The sequence below is a fragment of the Nocardioides gilvus genome (genome assembly GCF_003194605.1).
Taxonomy (GTDB): Bacteria; Actinomycetota; Actinomycetes; order Propionibacteriales; family Nocardioidaceae; genus Nocardioides; species Nocardioides gilvus.
This window is the reverse complement of record NZ_QHKY01000002.1, coordinates 96112-112886: the sequence shown is the minus strand read 5'-3', so window position 1 is coordinate 112886 and position 16775 is coordinate 96112. Positions and strand designations below refer to the sequence as shown.

General features: G+C 68.9%; 21 protein-coding genes. 5 read left to right on the top strand and 16 right to left on the bottom strand.

Going from position 1 to position 16775, the window contains the following annotated elements:
- Positions 1-18: 18 nt before the first annotated feature.
- The 5 genes from DNK52_RS16105 to DNK52_RS05865 form a co-directional block, all read right to left on the bottom strand.
- Positions 19-2649, bottom strand: coding sequence for a phage tail sheath family protein (locus DNK52_RS16105; RefSeq protein ID WP_204163413.1), 2631 nt, complete (start codon positions 2647-2649; stop codon positions 19-21).
- Positions 2650-2662: 13 nt separating this feature from the next.
- Complete coding sequence (locus DNK52_RS05880) at positions 2663-3532, bottom strand: hypothetical protein (protein ID WP_110240076.1); 870 nt, start codon at positions 3530-3532, stop codon at positions 2663-2665.
- Positions 3529-4134, bottom strand: coding sequence for a Pvc16 family protein (locus DNK52_RS05875; protein WP_110240075.1), 606 nt, complete (start codon positions 4132-4134; stop codon positions 3529-3531). Before DNK52_RS05875 ends, DNK52_RS05880 begins: the two co-directional genes overlap by 4 nt.
- On the bottom strand, positions 4134-4325 hold the full coding sequence (locus DNK52_RS05870; RefSeq protein WP_162598641.1) for a hypothetical protein: 192 nt from the start codon (positions 4323-4325) through the stop codon (positions 4134-4136). The genes DNK52_RS05875 and DNK52_RS05870 overlap by 1 nt, the downstream gene beginning before the upstream one ends.
- Positions 4326-4455: 130 nt before the next feature.
- Positions 4456-5253, bottom strand: a complete 798-nt coding sequence (locus DNK52_RS05865; protein WP_162598640.1) for an AfsR/SARP family transcriptional regulator — start codon at positions 5251-5253, stop codon at positions 4456-4458.
- A gap of 283 nt (positions 5254-5536) precedes the next feature.
- Here DNK52_RS05865 and DNK52_RS05860 point away from each other — a divergent pair, with 283 nt between their 5' ends.
- Positions 5537-6445: a carbamate kinase gene (locus DNK52_RS05860; RefSeq protein WP_110240072.1), complete on the top strand. Its 909-nt coding sequence runs from the start codon at positions 5537-5539 to the stop codon at positions 6443-6445.
- Here the strand turns inward: DNK52_RS05860 and DNK52_RS15990 are convergent.
- Complete coding sequence (locus tag DNK52_RS15990) at positions 6432-6692, bottom strand: LapA family protein (RefSeq protein ID WP_162598639.1); 261 nt, start codon at positions 6690-6692, stop codon at positions 6432-6434. The two genes, DNK52_RS05860 and DNK52_RS15990, sit on opposite strands and share 14 nt — an antisense overlap.
- Positions 6693-6987: 295 nt before the next feature.
- On the opposite strand from DNK52_RS15990, the gene DNK52_RS05850 reads away from it, so the two are divergent.
- Entirely contained in the window at positions 6988-7602 is a 615-nt protein-coding gene (locus DNK52_RS05850; protein WP_110240070.1) for a DNA-3-methyladenine glycosylase, read from the top strand.
- A gap of 81 nt (positions 7603-7683) precedes the next feature.
- Complete coding sequence (locus DNK52_RS05845) at positions 7684-8250, top strand: NADPH-dependent FMN reductase (RefSeq protein WP_110240069.1); 567 nt, start codon at positions 7684-7686, stop codon at positions 8248-8250.
- Between the two features lie 9 nt (positions 8251-8259).
- Here DNK52_RS05845 and DNK52_RS05840 read toward each other — a convergent pair whose 3' ends face one another.
- The 7 genes from DNK52_RS05840 to DNK52_RS05810 form a co-directional block, all read right to left on the bottom strand.
- Positions 8260-9096 (bottom strand): sulfurtransferase, encoded by an 837-nt coding sequence (locus DNK52_RS05840; protein WP_110240068.1) that lies wholly within the window; start codon positions 9094-9096, stop codon positions 8260-8262.
- A gap of 37 nt (positions 9097-9133) precedes the next feature.
- On the bottom strand, positions 9134-10111 hold the full coding sequence (locus DNK52_RS05835) for an LLM class flavin-dependent oxidoreductase (protein WP_110240067.1): 978 nt from the start codon (positions 10109-10111) through the stop codon (positions 9134-9136).
- An 88-nt stretch (positions 10112-10199) separates the two neighbouring features.
- On the bottom strand, positions 10200-10979 hold the full coding sequence (locus tag DNK52_RS05830) for a DUF1707 SHOCT-like domain-containing protein (protein ID WP_162598638.1): 780 nt from the start codon (positions 10977-10979) through the stop codon (positions 10200-10202).
- Between the two features lie 29 nt (positions 10980-11008).
- The gene (locus DNK52_RS05825) at positions 11009-11851 is read right to left on the bottom strand and encodes a DUF1707 SHOCT-like domain-containing protein (protein ID WP_110240065.1); all 843 of its coding nucleotides are present in this window, start codon (positions 11849-11851) and stop codon (positions 11009-11011) included.
- Between the two features lie 28 nt (positions 11852-11879).
- On the bottom strand, positions 11880-12821 hold the full coding sequence (locus tag DNK52_RS05820; RefSeq protein WP_162598637.1) for a hypothetical protein: 942 nt from the start codon (positions 12819-12821) through the stop codon (positions 11880-11882).
- A 96-nt stretch (positions 12822-12917) separates the two neighbouring features.
- Positions 12918-13553, bottom strand: a complete 636-nt coding sequence (locus tag DNK52_RS05815; RefSeq protein WP_110240063.1) for a DUF2238 domain-containing protein — start codon at positions 13551-13553, stop codon at positions 12918-12920.
- Positions 13554-13673: 120 nt separating this feature from the next.
- Positions 13674-14279 carry a phosphoribosylanthranilate isomerase gene (locus tag DNK52_RS05810; protein WP_110240062.1) on the bottom strand — a complete coding sequence of 202 codons (606 nt, stop codon included), beginning with the start codon at positions 14277-14279 and terminating at the stop codon, positions 13674-13676.
- Between the two features lie 77 nt (positions 14280-14356).
- On the opposite strand from DNK52_RS05810, the gene DNK52_RS05805 reads away from it, so the two are divergent.
- Positions 14357-14884 (top strand): Dps family protein, encoded by a 528-nt coding sequence (locus tag DNK52_RS05805; protein ID WP_110240061.1) that lies wholly within the window; start codon positions 14357-14359, stop codon positions 14882-14884.
- A gap of 43 nt (positions 14885-14927) precedes the next feature.
- Positions 14928-15152 (top strand): hypothetical protein, encoded by a 225-nt coding sequence (locus DNK52_RS05800; RefSeq protein WP_162598636.1) that lies wholly within the window; start codon positions 14928-14930, stop codon positions 15150-15152.
- Between the two features lie 19 nt (positions 15153-15171).
- Here the strand turns inward: DNK52_RS05800 and DNK52_RS05795 are convergent, their stop codons facing one another.
- The 3 genes from DNK52_RS05795 to DNK52_RS05785 are packed head-to-tail and all read right to left on the bottom strand — an operon-like array spanning position 15172 to position 16732.
- On the bottom strand, positions 15172-16173 hold the full coding sequence (locus DNK52_RS05795) for a DNA topoisomerase IB (protein ID WP_110240059.1): 1002 nt from the start codon (positions 16171-16173) through the stop codon (positions 15172-15174).
- Positions 16174-16175: 2 nt separating this feature from the next.
- Positions 16176-16394 carry a hypothetical protein gene (locus DNK52_RS05790; RefSeq protein ID WP_110240058.1) on the bottom strand — a complete coding sequence of 73 codons (219 nt, stop codon included), beginning with the start codon at positions 16392-16394 and terminating at the stop codon, positions 16176-16178.
- An 8-nt stretch (positions 16395-16402) separates the two neighbouring features.
- A complete protein-coding gene (locus DNK52_RS05785; protein WP_110240057.1) occupies positions 16403-16732 on the bottom strand; it encodes a cupin domain-containing protein in 330 nt (109 codons plus the stop codon).
- Positions 16733-16775 lie beyond the last annotated feature (43 nt).

Genomic DNA, 16775 nt, shown 5'->3' with positions numbered 1-16775 from the left:
GTCTGTGTGCGGGTGGGCTCAGGCCACGACGTCGAGCGTCTTCTGGCCGATACGGAAGACGACGAACTCGGCCGGCCGCAACGGCGCGACGCCGATGAGGCAGACCAGGCGACCGTTGTCGAGGTCGTTCTGGGTCATGGTGGAGCGGTCGCAGCGCACGAAGAACGACTCCTCGGGCGTGGAGCCCAGCAGGTGCCCGCTGGCGAACTCGTTGAGCAGGAAGTCCTCCACGGTGCGCCGGACGTTGTCCCAGAGCAGTTCACCGTTGGGCTCGAAGACGGCCCACTGGGTGCCGCGGTCGATCGAGGCCTCCAGGAACGCGAAGTAGCGGCGCAGGTTGACGTACTTCCACTCGGGGTCCGAGGTCATCGTGCGCGCACCCCAGACGCGTCGACCGCGTTGGTCCAGGTGACGCAGGCAGTTGATGCCCAAGGGATTGAGCAACTCCTGCTGAGCGGTGTTGACGTGGGTCTCGAAGCCGACGGACAGCGCGATGGTCTCGTTGGCCGGAGCCTTGTGCACGCCTCGCACGGTGTCGTTGCGGGCGTAGATCCCGGCGACGAAACCGCTCGGCGGCTGGTCCACGTCGCTGCGGGTGACTGCGTCGTACGCCGTGATCCACGGGTAGTAGAGAGCGGCGTGGGTGGAGTCGAACTCACCCCTGAACTCGACCATCTGGCTGGGCAACTGGTCGGGGGGTGCGTCGATCACCGCGATCCGGTAGCGCATCCGTTCGCAGTGCCGGATCACCAGGCCCACCCGGTTGATGACGCCCGTACGGTCGAGCGCGTAGTCGTGGGTGGAGCCGGGAGCCGCCACGATCGAGACGTCCGGCAGGTCGCCCAGTGCCTCGAGTCCCGACTTCCGCAGACCGTCGTCCCCGGCGTATCCGTCGCCGTCAGGCCACGGACCGTCAGTGCCCCCGCTCAGTCGCGCCTGCACCGAGGCAGTGGCACCGGGGTTGGTGAGTGGGTCGGAGACCGGGACCACCGTCGCTGTGGCCGCGCCGGTGGAGGCGGCCAGCAGCGTGGTGTCAGCGGTCAGGGTGGTCGGCCCCGGTGGGGTGGTGAGGACCGCCAGGTAGGCGCCGTCCATCTCGACGGGGGTTTCGGTGGTGCCGAGGCTGGCCTGCAGGGCGGCGATCACGTCGGCGGGCACCGTCGGATCGATCGGGACCGAGGCAAGACCGCCGGCGACGAAGGTGAAGGTGCCTTCGTCACCGGTGACGCCCACCTCCGTCACCGGTTGCTCCGGAGACACCGTCACCGCGGGAGGTGCCGCCGCCATCGGTACCCCGTGACCACCGAAGAGCGTGATCTCGAAGCGCAGGGGCCCCGTTGACCTGGTCACCCTAGCCTGCCCGACCCCCAGGATCTCCTCGAGCGCGTCATCCACGTCGTCGGCCCCGGTGTTGAAACGCAACTGGCCGGTGGTGTGACCGTTGACGGTCAGGCGAAAGTTCTGGCCGTTCGGCGTCACCGTCCAGACGGTGCCCTCATGGATGTCGACCGTGCCCCGACCGGACAGGTTCGTGGGGTCAACCGTCACGGCGTCATCGGTGGAGAGGGCGATCACCCAAGGTCCCCCGGCCGGACCGCTCACTCTCGAGCCCGCCGGCAGAGCGCCGAGTACGTCGGCATCGGTGGCGTCGAAATCCACGTCCTGGGCCGCAGCAGTCCCCACCCGGAGGGCGAACGTCCCGCCCCGCGCGCCGACCAGGGAGAGCACCACCCCGGTGCCGGTGAGTCCAGCGGCAGCACCGGACTCGGTCACCAACAGGTCGGCCAACGCCGGACCGTCGGGGATGTTCTCGGTGGTCACGACCAGCGGCACCGAGAGCTCGGTGGATCTGTCGGCCCGGTCCGTGGGGGCGAAGACGTGCTGCAGGGAGTGGCGGTCCTGCGGGGCCAGCCCCAGACCACCCCGGAACACCGGGTCCAGGAACTCGCCCAGCCTCCCGACCTCCACGTCAACACTCAGCACCCGGACCTGGGTGGTGTCACCACCCAGGGCGGAGACGTCGCCGAAGCCGCCTCCGGAGGCAGCCGCGTTGAGCAGGTCGAAGGTCCACTCGCCCCGCGTCTCGTCGAAGACCTCGTCGAGCTGGGCGAACTGGCCGGTCCTCACGGTGCCGCCGTCGTCGACCCGGTCCAACCAGACCACCTGGTGCTCCAGCGCCCCTCGCAGACCGGTGACCACACCACTGCGGTCGAGGATGTTGGCCCCCAGCCGCAGGGTGAGTCGGACCTGGAAGTTGCCCGCCCGGCCGGGATGACGAGCGGTGAACACCAGGCGGCGCTCAGCCGGTCCGGCCGCCGTCGGTACGGTCGTCGTCGCGTGCCCGGCGTCGTCGGCCTGGCTGCTGTGCCGCACCCGGGTGACGTAGCAGCGACGACCTCCGTTCTCGAAGAAGGCGCGGACCCCGTGGGCCACGTAGTTGTCGACCGGGGCACCCAGGTCAAGGCGATCGATCCCGGCGTAGATGCGTTCGAAGTCGCCGAAACTGGTGAGCAGTTCGGGGACACCGTCGACCGGACCGAAGCGGGTGGGGCCGATGAAGGCGGCGGTGCTCGTGCCGACCCCTTCAATGGTCTTCTGTCGGAAGGAGGTCTCCTCGACGAAGACTCCGGGGGCGAGGTACTCGGGCATGGTGCTCCTTGGATCAGGCTGGTGTCACCAGCAGGTCAGATCGGCCAGGACTGCGAACCACCAGCGCCTCGCCGTACTCGATGTCCACGGCGTGCGACGTGGACGTGACGGATTCGTATTTCGCCCCCGACACCGCTTGTCCCGCGATGTCGGAGAAGTCAGGGACACCGGGAAAGCCGGTGGCGGTGAGCGCCTCGTACCTCACCTCGACGACGGCAGGCCACGCCTGGTCCTGCGGGTCGATCGGCCCGCTCCCACCACTCGGGGAGGCGAAGACGGGCGCGGGGGCGAGGACCAGTGCACGGCCCGTGGCGTCGGCCACCGCGTAGCGAGGGGCTCCCTCGAGGGTGAGGACGACCAGGGCGTGCGCCGCGGGCGCATAGGTGTCGGGTGACCCCACCAGCGGCCGGCTCTCGTCGCGCAGGTCGAGGCGTACGGCGATCTGTCCGGCCGGGACCGGACGCAGGGCCGACGAGAAGAGGGGGTGGCCCGGCACTGCGCTCGACACCGGCTGGACCCCCGCCACCGGGGCCTGCGTGGTCAGCGACATCGTCACGAACCGATGCCGGGTGTCGATGACCAGGACGCGGTAGGGCACAGGGGCACCGAAGTCGACGACCGAGCCGTGCTCGGCGTCGCGGGTGGTCGGCAGCGCCCCGAACCCGTGCACGCCCGAGCTCGACGGTCGCGCGGTGCTGATCGGCCCGCCAGCCTCTGGCTGGGCCTGCACCAGGAGTCCCTCGACGACCGGCCGGTCCGTGGCGGGATCCCAGAAGCGCAACCCGAGCGGAGCGCTGCGCACCACCTCCTCCACGACGTCGACCCGTCGACCGTCGTCGAGGAGGACCTCGTCGGGTCGTGCGGTGAGGGCTTGTTCAGTCATCGGGTCACCGCCTCCAGGTGGCCGAAGCGGGTCAGCCGCTCCTGGACCTCGGCGGCCTCGCTGATGCTGCGGTTGGACTCGATGAGCACGTTGCGCAGGACGTAGGTCAGCAGGACGACGTCGAACTTGGCAGCGCCCAGTACCTCCCACAGGTGCAGCAATTCCTCATGGGTCACGTGGTCGGCTGCCACTTCGACGGTCTCGTCCGGTCGGAAGACCGGCTCCTCACCCGCGTCCCGGTTGAGCAGGGCAGAAGGCAGCACCGGGTGGTCCTCCAGGGTGCGCATGATCCATCCGGTGAGGGCCAGCTTGGTCCGGGCATCCGCCACCGAGACCACGACCAGGAGGTGCACGTCGACAGGGAGTTTCGAGAGCTCACGCTGCCCGGTGGGGTCGATCCGTCCGCTGGGATGGCGGCGGGTGCCGTTGATCTCGATCCGGTAGGCGAAAATGCCTGCCCCGGAGGGCAGACCCGACGCGAAGTCCCCTCCGTCGATCACCTCGAACTCGATCTCCTCGGCGAAGTCGGTCTCGTCGAAGGTGTCGTCGAGCAGCCCTACGACAGCTGCGCTCGCCGCCTCCACGGCGCGGTAGGTGGCCATCAGCTCGACCGCTCCGCGACCATTCCGGCTTCCGCGAGCAGGCGGTCGAGCGCAGTGTGCAACTCTTCCGGAGATCCGCACCCGGTCGAGGCCGGCGTCGCAACGCTCTCCGTCGAGAGCTCGAGGGTGGCCCGGAAGGCAGGTTCCAGGCCTGCGATCTCGCGCTCTTCGAGCCAGACGTGGATACGCACGATCACCTCTCGCCGGGTCACGAAGTCGCCCGGTGCGACTGCCGTGGACTCATGGCTCCGGTTCTACGCGCGGGCGATTGCGCCCCACTCACCACCGATCACCGCTCGATCACCGACCGGCCGGGAGCGGTCAGTCCCGTACGAAGAGCGTGATGGCACGCTCGATCTGGTCGGCAGCGGTGCGACAAGCAGCCAGAGCAGCACTCAACTCCCGCATCAGCAGTGCCGGGTCGGGGACGTCCGGGGACAGCGGAGGGACTCCGGCGCGCACTGCTGCGGCGAGGAGCGCTGTCTCGACCAGTGGCTCGACCCCCAGCTCCTGACGCAACACCTGTTGGCAGGTCTCGTACTGGCGCAGCGCCTCGGGACGTCGACCGGTCTCGGCGTAGAGACGGATCAGGAGCCGGTGCATGTCTTCGCGCAGCGGATCACGACGCAGCAACAACTCGCCCCACGCGATGGTCTTCGCCGGAGTGGTCGAGGCATGGACCAGAGTCTCCAGCGCCGAGAGGACGGAGACCTCCAGGTGCTTGCGTGCATCACAGGCCCAGTCGTCACAGCAGCCGACGAGGAAGTCCTGCGGGTCAATGCGGGCGCCCGCGGCCAGCAGGTCGAGAGCCCGGTGGTCGCCGAGGGCAGCGGCGCCCCGGTTCTGCTCTCCGAGCCCGAGCAGCGCCTCGACCACGTCGACCTCGATCCGGCAACGGTCCAGGCGGAGCGTCCCTGATCGCGAGACCTGCAGCACCTCGTCCCGTCCGGTGCCGAAGAGGGCTCTGGCCCGCCACACCGCCGTGTTGAGCCGACGGCGACCCACCTCAGGTCCCATGTCCGGCCACAGCGCCTCCACCACGCGTTCCCGGTGGCAGTGGCTCTCGGGCTCCAGGCAGAGGTAGCCCAGCAGCTGCTGGAGGCTGGGGGGAATACCCACGTGCGCACCATCACGCAACACGCACGGCATTCCCAGCAACTGCATGCTCAGTGCGGCCATGCGCGCTCCCCCATGAGCGACCCGAGGTCACCCCATGCATCAGTGGACGGACGTGGCATGACGTCCGCGACGCGACAGAACCGAAACTACGCCCGCCCACGTGCTCCCATCAATACCGAAGGCAGGAGACGCACCCGCACCCCACTCGACGCTGGTCACAGGAGCGCGCACGTGTGACGCTGCATCCATGGACACGCCCACGACCGCTCACCGGAGCTGACGGGTGCGCATCGTCGTGGCCCTGGGCGGGAACGCCCTGCTGGAACGCGGACAGCGCCCGGACTCGGAGACCCAGGAGGCGAACGTACGTCGTGCAGTGGAGGCGCTCGCGCCGTTGGCGGCCGACCACGAGTTGGTCCTCACCCACGGCAACGGGCCCCAGGTCGGGGTGCTGGCCCTGCAGAGCGCCTCGGACCCACGACTCACCACGCCCTACCCCTTCGACGTCCTCGGCGCCCAGACCCAGGGGATGATCGGCTACTGGCTGCTCCAGGCACTGCAGAACAGGCTCCCCCACCGCCAGGTCGCGGCAGTCATCAACCAGACCCTCGTCGACGCCGCCGATCCGGCCTTCGACGAACCGACCAAATTCGTCGGCGAGGTCTGCTCGCGCGAGCAGGCCGACGCCTTGGGCGCCGAACGAGGGTGGCGCTTCGCGCAGGACGGTGCCGACTGGCGTCGGGTCGTCGGCTCACCCACGCCGCTGGAGGTGGTGGAGACCGAGTCGATCCGACTCCTGCTGAGCAGCGGGGCGCTGGTCGTCTGCGCGGGCGGAGGGGGCGTCCCGGTGGTGCGCGACGAGCGCGGTCAGCTGCACGGGGTGGAGGCGGTCGTCGACAAGGACATGACCAGCGCGGTGCTGGCCGAAGCCCTCGGAGCCGACGTCCTGCTGATGCTCACCGACGTCTCCGCGGTGATGAGTGGCTTCGGCACTCCCACGCAGGAGCCGATCCGCCGTGCCACTCCCGCGTCACTGGCAGGAGGTCAGTTCGCGGCCGGCTCGATGGGGCCCAAGGTCGAGGCAGCGTCTCGATTCGTGGCGCGCACGGGCGCGACGGCCGCCATCGGGGCCCTCGACGACGCGGTCGCGATCTTCGAGGGCCGGGCGGGCACCCTCGTCACCGTTTCCTGACCGGCGTGTCGGAGCGGACCATCTTGCGGAGCTGGACGATGCGCGCGGTCCCCAGGATCACGGTGATCAGCGCCGCGCTGACCGCTGCGATGAGCAGCATGAGCGCCAGCGAGGTGCCCGTCGACATCCACAGGAACTCCACCTCGACGCGGTGCGTGTTCTGCACGAGGAAGATGATCAGAAGGATGGCCATCAGCGCCGCCACGCTGACCCCGACCCACGCCGCGCCTGCTCGGGTGAGCGGCACCTGGTCCGGTCCCGACCCAGACCCAGTTGACCCAGACCCAGTTGAGCCAGACCCAGTCGAGCCAGTCCCCGTCCCCGCATCGGTCTCGGTGGCCGGCCCCCGGTCCACCGGTCCGGACCGGGTTGCCGATGTGTCGGCTGAGCTCCTACGACCAAATGCCATCTCTGAACTCCCACCCTCGTGGTGCCTGGGACCAGGCACGCGGTCGTGCGCTTCGTCGTGGTCGTCGTTCTTGCTTCTTCCTTCACTCTACGCCTCACCGGCTCCCCGGGACCGCTGCTGATTGGATGGTGGGGTGCTGTCCGACTTCCTCTCCCGCCCGTCCCCCGAGGTCGCCCCTGACCTGCTCGGTTGCCTGTTGAGCAGCCACACCCCTCACGGGACCGTCGCGGTGGTCCTCACCGAGGTGGAGGCGTACGAGGGCGAGGTCGACCCGGCCTCACACGCCCATCGCGGCGAGACGGCGCGCAACGCGGTCATGTTCGGCCCGGCGGGACGCGTCTACGTCTACCGCTCGCACGGCATCCACTGGTGCATGAACATCGTCACCGGTACGTCCGGCGCGGCGAGCGCGGTCCTGCTGCGCGCCGGCCGCGTCGTGCAGGGAGAGGACCTGGCTCGTGCGAGGCGGGGCGAGCACGTCGACCTCCGCTCCCTCGCCAGGGGTCCCGGCAACCTGGCCAGGGCCCTGGGAATCACCGGCGCCGACAACCGCGTCGACCTGGTCGCAGGAGAACGGTTCCAGCTCCACCGCCCGCCTCTCCCGATCGGTCCGGCCGTCAGCGGCCCGAGGGTGGGGGTGACGCTCGCCGCGGAGGTGCCTTGGCGCTGGACCATCTCCGGCGATCCCACCGTCTCCGCCTACCGCCGCTCGCCGCGGGCCGTTCGACCCACACCGCCGCCGGGGTAGCCAAGCAGCGTCGAGCGCCACAGGATGGAGGGCACAGGTCCGGTCGGCGAGCGTCCGGACGCAACTCCCCAAGGAGACTCCATGACCTACCGGGTCGGATACTTCGTCGGCAGCCTGTCCTCCACCTCGATCAACCGCACGCTGAGCAAGGCCCTGATCCGGCTGGCTCCTGAGGACCTCGAGTTCACTGAACTGCCGATCGGAGACCTCCCGCTCTACAGCCCCGACTTCGACGACGACTATCCCGCTGACCCTCAGGCGCTCAAGGACACGCTGGCAGAGCTCGATGCCGTGCTCTTCGTGACGCCGGAGTACAACCGTTCCATTCCGGGCGCTCTCAAGAACGCGATCGACTGGGCGTCGAGGCCCTGGGGCCAGAACTCCTTCGACCACATGCCAGCGGCCGTGATCGGTGCATCCCCCGGGGCAATCGGCACGGCAGTGGCCCAACAGAGCCTGCGCGCAGTACTGAGCTTCTGCAACGCCCGCCAGATGACCTCCCCGGAGGGCTACATCCAGTTCAAGTCCGAGGTCTTCACCGACGACGGTGAGGTCACCGACGAGTCGACGAAGGCTTTCCTCACCGAGTTCATGCAGGAGTTCCGCGACCACACCGAACGGGTGCTGACGGTCCTGCCACGCTCCTGAGGCAGTGCCTCAGTCGCGCTCGAGCGGGCGATCGCCCTCGGCCGTCCAGGCGTTCATCGAGCCGTCGTAGACCGCGACGTCGTCGCGCCCCAGGCCCTTGAGCGCGAAGGCCACCGCGGTCGCGGCGATGCCTCCCCCGCAGTACGCGACGGGTGCCACCGACGGGTCGAGGGCCCCGACGGACTCGAAGAGCGGCCGCAGCTCGTCGAGGTCACGCAGGCGACCTCGGTCGTCGACCAACTCAGCGAACGGCACGTTCACGCTGCCCGGGATGCGACCCGTGGCGAAGGAGTCGCGGTCCAACGCATTGATGAGCAACACCGAGGAGTCCCGCGTCGCAGCCTCCACCACGGGCGTGGCGGTGACGCGCTCGGGTCGCCGCGACGGCGTGAACGTGGTGGGCGGGTAGATGGCGTCGCCGGACTCCACCGCCAGCCCGGACTCCTGCCAGGCCCGGAGCCCGCCGTCGAGCACCACGACGTCCGGGTGACCCTCGTACTCCAGGTGCCACCAGAGCCGGGTGGCCCAGATCCCGTTGACGTGGTCGTACACGACGACAGTGTGCGAGTCCCCGATGCCGGCCTCGCCGAGCACGCGGGCCACCTGCTCAGGGGGCGCTGTCTCGAATGGCGCCTCACCGTCGTGCACGCTCAGGTCGGTCAACTGGTCGACGAACGTGGCTCCGGGCACGTGCGCTCGGCGGTAGGTCGCGCGACCGGACTCGGTGTGGGCACCGTTCTCGTCGAAGGTCAGGTGGACCGTGCCGTCGACGACGCGGATCGTGGGGTCGTCGAGATGGTCACTCAACCACTGGGCGTCGACGAGGCGGGGGTGCGGGGAGTTCATGGCTCCAGCCTAGATCGCTCTTCGGACCAGGTGGCGATCACAGGTACGCCTTGGCGAAGAGCTCCACCGAGCGCAACCGCTCCTCCACCCGCGGGCTCTGGTGAGCCACGATGAGTTCGTCGGCGCCGGTCTGCTCGGCGAAGGCGGTGACCTTCTCGGCGACGGTGTCGGCGGTGCCGACCGCCGTGTAGGTCATCATCTGGTGCAGGTGCTGGGCCTGGGGGCTGGCGAGCAACTGGTCGGCCTGCTCGTCGGTGTAGCTCACCCCGGGGCGTAGGAGCAGCGCCACCCGACTACGCATGATCGCCTGCAGCTGCCGCTCGGCATCGCTCACGTCGTCGGCCGCGACCACGTTGTAGCCGGCGATGACGTAGGGCTCAGCCAGTTGCTCGGAGGGCTTGAACTCGCGACGGTAGAGCGCGATCGCTTCGTGCAGGGCTGCGGGCGCGAAGTGCGAGGCGAACGCGTACGGAAGACCGAGCGCTGCGGCGAGCCCCGCGCCGAACAACGAGGAGCCGAGGATGTAGAGGGGCACATCGGTGCCCTTGCCCGGGTAGGCGTCGACGCCCGGGATCAGGGACTGGCCACGCAGGTAGCCCTGCAGCTCCAGGACGTCCTGGGGGAAGGAGTCCGAGGAGGTGTGCGTACGGCGCAGCGCACGCAGGGTGTTCTGGTCACTTCCGGGCGCCCGACCCAGACCCAGGTCGATCCGCCCCGGGTGCAGACTCTCCAGGGTGCCGAACTGCTCCGCGATGGTCAGCGGCGAGTGGTTGGGCAACATCACCCCACCGGCGCCGAGGCGAATGGACTCGGTGTGGGCCGCGACGTGGGCGATCAGCACGGAGGTCGCGGACGACGCGATTGCGGCCATGTTGTGGTGCTCGGCGTACCAGACGCGGGTGTGGCCGGTCCTCTCCGCCTGTTGCGCCAGGGCCACGGTGCCCGCCAGGGCCTCGGCGACACTCTGGTCGCGGGCCACTCCTGCGAGATCGAGGATCGAGACGGGGAGGGACATCAAACGCCTTTCGTCGGGGGAAGCGGAACGCAGAATCACCGTTCGCTCTCACGACAACACCGCGCGGAGCCATTCCCATCCCGGGACCTCAGGGTGAGGTGGGATCGAACGGCTCGCGTTCGATGACCCGTCCAGCCAGGTCGGTGACGACGTAACCGTGCTCGTCGTACTCGTTGGTGACGTTGATCGTGATCCTCGGCTCCTCGTACTGCTCCCAGTGGTCGATCACGAGGGTCGCGTGGGTCGGGTCCGGCACATCCAGCGTCGTCCACGCGCTGTCGAAGCTCGCCTCGAGGGCTTCGATGTCCACCTCTGCCAGGTCGAACTCGATCTGGTCCCCACCGCCGGTCACCTCCCCGCTCGCCTCGAAGGTGCCGTCGCCGACCGTCCACTGCTGGTAGCGGGCCCGACCGTCATCGGTGGGCACCGCCACGGTCGAGAGTTCCGCCTGGAGGCTGACCCCGTAGCTCTTCGTGGTGTCGAACTCCTCCTGCTGGTCCGCGATCAGCTCCTCGACCGCCTCCGCGGTGGCGGGCACGACGTACGGCGGGTCCTGGGCCTCGACCACCGAGTCCGAGTCCCCTCCCATCTCGGCGACCGCGAGCCCACCGCCGGCCAGCACGAGCAGCGCCCCCGCGACTGCCACCTTCGTACGTCGCGACGTACGCCCCCACCAGCTCGTCGGAGCGACCTCACTCCCAAGCTCCTCCGGCTGGGCCGTCTGGAGGTCACTGGTGACCTGGTCGAGGTCCCCGACGTGGGTCGCGAGCAACGCCCGGTGCACGCGATCCTCGCGCTGTTCAGTGGTGAGCTGCCCCTCTGCGTACGCTGCGTTGATCACCTCGACGGCATGGTCGCGATCAACCATGCGTGCACGCTTCCTACCGATGAGCGCCATCAGCTCTCCCCTGGTTCGACGAACGGTTGTCTGCTCAGTTCGCGGCCGTTGAAGTCTGTGGTCACCCGGGCCGACTCACGGAACTCGTTGCTGATCACCAGCGTGATCCGTCCCTCGGATCCCGTGTCAGGCGAGATGATCGTCGTGACCGCGGAGGCGTCGGCCACTCCCAGCTCGGCGACCCCGCGCCGCAACGTCTCCTCGACCGCTCCCACGTCGATCTGGGCCAGGTCGACGACGCCCGGCCTGCCACCCCTGATCCGGCCGGTGCTCGCGAACGAGTCGTCCTGCAGCGTCCAGTCCTGGAAACGCGGCGGATCGTCCTCGACCGGCACCTGGAACCTCACGTAGCCCGGGTCGATCTGCAGGCCACCCACGGTCGTCGTGTCGAACTCTGCCTCGTACGCGGTGCGGAACTCCCCCAGACCTGACGTCACCTGCTGCTCAGCGACGACCGAGGGGGCGTCGCGCACGGCCTCGTACACCGCGCCGCCTGCCAACGTCCCACTCAGGGTCAGCACCAGTGCAACCACCGCGACCTTGCCCCTGCGCGGGTACTTTGCCCAGTCCCGACGCAGGTCGTCCCACCACGTCCGTGTGTGCCGACCGAGTCGACCCGGCAGCCGACCCGGATCCGTGGCCTGCAGCGAGGACGGTGTCTGGAGGTCGTTGATCCATCGCTCGAGACGCCAGTTGTTGTCGGCAGCGAGCACCCCCGCCACACGTTCGTCGTACTCGTCGAGGGTGAGCTGTCCGTCTCCGTACGCAGCGGTGAGAGTCTCGATCGCAGCCTCACGCATCTGCGGGGACGGTGGTGCCTGGCGGTCCCCCGAGCCTGTCATCTGGGCAGGGTATCGAAGGCTGGCGGCTTCACGAGGGCTCCTCTCCCTCACCGCTCACGGTGGCGCAGTCGTCGCCGTGGTCCTCCTTGAGGCGCGCACCCACCTCTCCCTCCGCGAAGGTGCATTCACCCGCGCTGAACATCGCGTAGAAGTTCTCGCCGCTGGTGACGTCGTAGAACGCGTCCTCGACACCACCGAGCAGTCCGAGGTGGCGATCAACCATCGTCGCAACCTGATCGGTCGTGGTTTGCTCTGGCACCTGCACCGTCACGAAGTCATCGACCAGTTGGATCGAGGCCTTCGGGGGCAGGTCGCCGCGCAGCTCGGCGAAGATCGCGCGCTGGTCGGCGCCCGGGAAACCGGCTGTGGACCCGAACTCCCAGATGCCCTCGCCACTGGTCAGGACGCGCCACCCAGCGTCCGGGATCGCGCCGTGCACCTGCTCCAGTCCTGTCATGGTCTGCAGCACACTGTCCGCGTCCTCCTGCGCGATGGTCACGGTGAAGGAGGTGAAGACGTAGGGCTCCTGGTCGGGCTCCTGGGTGTCGATGTCGACCTGCACCGCCCCTGCCGGCAGCACCGCGAGCGCACGGGTGACGACATCAGCGACGTGGTCCACCTCAGCCGAGGGTTGAAAACTGCGCAGGTGGACGACGTCGTCATCGAAGTTCACGAAGACGTCCCCCTCCTCGTCATGATGCGTCCCCGAGAAGGCCTCGTAGGCCGTGGTGACCACTGCGGGAACGGCTCCGGCTCGGGCCTCCTCGTCCATCCGCACTGTCAGCGCCACCTTGCCGGAGTCGAGGAACTCAGGCTCGGTGTAGCCGAAGTCGACCTCGGCCACCCCTGGCAGGTCCGCCAGCGCGCCCCGAAGGTCATCGGCGTCGGCAGACCTGTCGGGTCCGGCACAGGACGTCAGGAGGGGAATCGTCAACACGGTCAGTCCCGCCAGGAGCAATGTCGGTCTCATGTGTCCAGACTCCTCTGTGGCGGGCGTGCGGCACATGAGGCGCCGTACTCACCTCACACGGCTGTCGTCAGTGATGCTGACGCACCCCAGGGTGGTTCAGTCCGTGGTGGCGGGGACCAAGGGTTCGACGGTTACCAGGCGGCCGGCCCGCCACAGCCAGTGCACCGCGACCGCAGCCACGAAGGCGCCGAAGACCCCGAGGCCGAGGTCGCTGAGGGTGTCGGCGTAGGCGAACTGGCGCTCACTGTGCTGGCTGAGGAAGGAGAAGAACTCCCCGATCTCCCACACGATCGCTCCGGTGGCTCCCAGGGCCAGCGAGCGTTCGAGGATCCGCGGAAAGCCGGTGTCGCGCGGCAGCGTGAGCAGTACGAAGGCTGCAGCGAGCAGCCCGGTGTTCATGAAGTGCATCCAGTCGTCGAACCACACGATCGAGTCGTAGAAGTTCAGACGGTTGCCCAGGATGTCGGTGAAGCAGGTGATGGTGACCATGAGGTCGGCCAGCCAGGGAAAGGCCACCCGATCCCGCCAGCTGGTCCACCACACGACGGGGATGAGGAAGGCGAGTGCCGGGTAGACCACAGCCCGGGCTCCAGCACCCTTGTCACGCATGTTGGTGGCATCGGGATACATCAGCATGAGTGCCAACATCACCAGGAGGAGGACCTTCAACGCAATGCTGGTGAGGCGTGCGAGTGACGACACCGGTTCGATGGTGACGACGGTCTCGCTCATGAAGCTCCTTGTGCGGTGGGCGTACTGGCTCGGGCCGTCGCACAGTCTCTCACGGTCGCAGCGAGCTGGAGTCCGACCATCTCAGGGCCCTGCCACCCCGGGCTGCCGGGCGGGTGGGTCTCAGACGGCGACGGCAGCAGCGACGAAGTCGCGGATCAGGTCAACCGACTTCTCTCCGGGCGCGGTCTCCACTCCACTGGAGACGTCGACCCCCCAGGGACGCACGCGGGCGACGACCTCCGCCACGTTGCTCGGATCCAGGCCACCGGCCAGCAACCACTGGCCCGTGGGAGCCCGGTCCGCGGGGTCGCCCAACTCCCACCGCTCACCCGAGCCGGGACGCGGCGCGTCGAGCAGCAGGAGTTCCTCCCCCCACGCGCCCACCTCCAAGGGCGGGTCTAGATCGAGCGAGGTGGCACGCCACACCCGCGCGATGACTGCGCGGGCGGCTTCGAAGTCGCTCTCTGCGTACGCTCCTCCGTGCAGTTGCAGGACGTCGAAACCCAAACGGCGCGCGGTCCGTGCGGCCTCGACCGCAGGCATGTCGTTCACGACCAGAACGACGTCGGCGTCCTCCCCCACCGCTTCGACGACGGCGAGCGCCTCCGCCTCACTGGCGCGGCGGGCGCTGTTCCGGTTCATCACGACACCCACCGCGCGGGCGCCGGCATCGACGGCCGCCCGGGCGTGGTCGGCGGTGCGGAGGCCACAGATCTTCACGTACACGCCCCCATCCTCCCCCATCGTCGGTGAAGTCTCACGCGCGCAGGTTTGACGACGGCGAGTCCGGGTACCGGTGGGACATGAGTTCTCCCAAGAAGAAGCTGCCCTACACGATCCCCGGCCTGGACGACGCGAGCGCCAAGCGACTCATCGAGATTCTCCAGTTGCGGTTGCACGCGCTCAACGACCTCCAGTTGACCCTCAAGCACGTCCACTGGAACGTCGTGGGCCCCCACTTCATCGCCGTGCACGAGATGATCGACCCGCAGGTCGACCAGGTCCGTGCCATGGCCGACGAGACCGCCGAGCGCATCGCCACTCTCGGCGGCGCTCCGAACGGCACACCGGGCGCCTTGGTGGAGGCCCGCGCCTGGGACGACTACAGCGTCGGACGGGCCGGCACCCAGGAGCACCTGGCTGCTCTCGACGTGGTCTACCAGGGTGTGATCACCTCGCACCGTGACGGCATCGAGGAGGTCGGCGACCTGGACCCCATCACCGAAGACATGCTGATCTCCCAGACCAGCCAGCTCGAGCTCTTCCACTGGTTCGTACGCGCCCACCTGGAGGACCAGGGCGGCAACATCAAGAGCCCCAAGGCCAAGTAGCAGACCGTGCAGCGCCCCGCCCGACCACCGGGCGGGGCGCTGCGTGCACGAGCAGGCCCGGGAGGCCCCGATGTACTTCGACAACAAGCCGTGCGCCGTCTGCGGAGCGGAGATCCGACTCCGCGCTCGACGCACACCCTCCGAGGCGGAAACCCGGCAGCCGGCCGGCCCGTCCGACGGAGTGGTGGGAGCCGGCGACGAGACGGTGGACGAACGGGTCTGCACCAACCCCGAGTGTCCGAGCCACTCCACCGAACAGGACGCATGACCCGAGCGGCTGAGGGAGGTCAGTCCTCCCCAGCCAGCAGTCTCAACACGGCCAACTCGAGGTCGCGAGAGCGTTCCTCCCCCTCGAGTTGCTCACGCGCAAGTCGCCCTGGGACCGTACGTCCTTCGTCGTAGGCGTCGACGATGCGCGGGTCGACGTACGAAGTGCGAGCCTGGGTCGGCGTGTTGCCCAGCAGGTCCGAGGCGACGGCCCACGTGCGGGTGAGTGCCTTGCGGCGGTGACGGTCCGACTCGGCCGGACCCGCATCACCCAGCACCGCTGCCGCCACCACCGTCGCGTGCCACGTCCGGAAGTCCTTGGCGGTGGCGTCGACGCCGGTGATCTCGCGGATGTAGGAGTTCACGATCTCCGAGGTCAGCGGCGCCCACGCCGCCCCTTCACGCGCGGCCAGGAGGCACAGTCCCCCGTCACGACGACGACGCATGGTGCTCAACGCGGACAGCAGCTCTGCGTCCGCGAGCTCCACGTGGTGCTCCACTCCGGACTTGCCCACGAAGTCGAAGTGCAGCACCCCCCGGCTCTGGCGTACGTGACTGCGCTCCAGGGTGGTGAGGCCGAAGCTGCCGTACGTGTCGGCGTAGACGTCGTTGCCCACCCTGAAGCACCCGAGATCGAGCAGCCGGAACGCCACCGCGCAGGCACGATCGGTCGGCATCCCGGTCAGCGCCAGGTCGCGGCGGACCTTCGTACGAGCTCGGCCCAGCGCGGCGCCCAACTCCTGGCACCGCTCGAACTTCTCCGCGTCCTTCTTCTCCCGCCACACCGGGTGGTAGAGGTACTGACGCCGGCCCGCTTCGTCGGTCCCGACCGCTTGCAGGTGACCGTTGTCCCTGGGGCAGATCCAGACGTCGGTCCAGGCAGGCGGGATCGCCAGGGCCCTGATGCGTTCGCGGTCAGCCTCGTCGAGGAGCTGACCACTTTCGTCCAGGTAGGAGAAACCGCGCCCGGAACGTCGCCGGGTCCAGCCCGGCGACTCCTGCGAGACATGCCTCAGACGCATGGTCACTCCTCATCCATCACGGGTTGGTCGCTGTCCCAGCGCGAGCCCACGTAGGCAGCGAACTCTGGGGTCCCGGACACGATACGGTCCATTTCCTCGCCGCCGTCGCAGGTGAGGAGCGCCACCGTGAGGGTCGTGGGTGAGCGGGTCACGACCGTCCATCTCCCGCCCGAAGCCGTCCAGCGTTCCAGACGGGCCGCCTCGTCACTGCCAGGACTCATCGGTCACCTCACTGGACCACCACGGTCAGCAGCACCGCGGAGTCCTCCAACGCGGCGAGCGAGTGGCGCTCCAGCGGGATGAGCATGAAGGAACCGACGCCCCCTTCCGCCGACCCCGAGGCTCCCGCCAGACGTACGCGACCCGTCAGCACCTGGAGGGTCGCCTCACCGGGGCTGTCGTGCTCGGCCAGTTCGTGACCCGAGGCCAGAGCGATCACGGTCTGGCGCAGCTGGTGCTCCTGGCCTCCGTGCACGGTGTGCGCCGCGCGTCCCGCATTGGCACCCCGGGCCTTGGTGAGCAGTTCGTCGACGAGTTCGTTCAGTGAGCTGACGTCCATGGCCGTCACCCTTCCGTGGTTGGAATCGCGCGTGGGGCCCCAG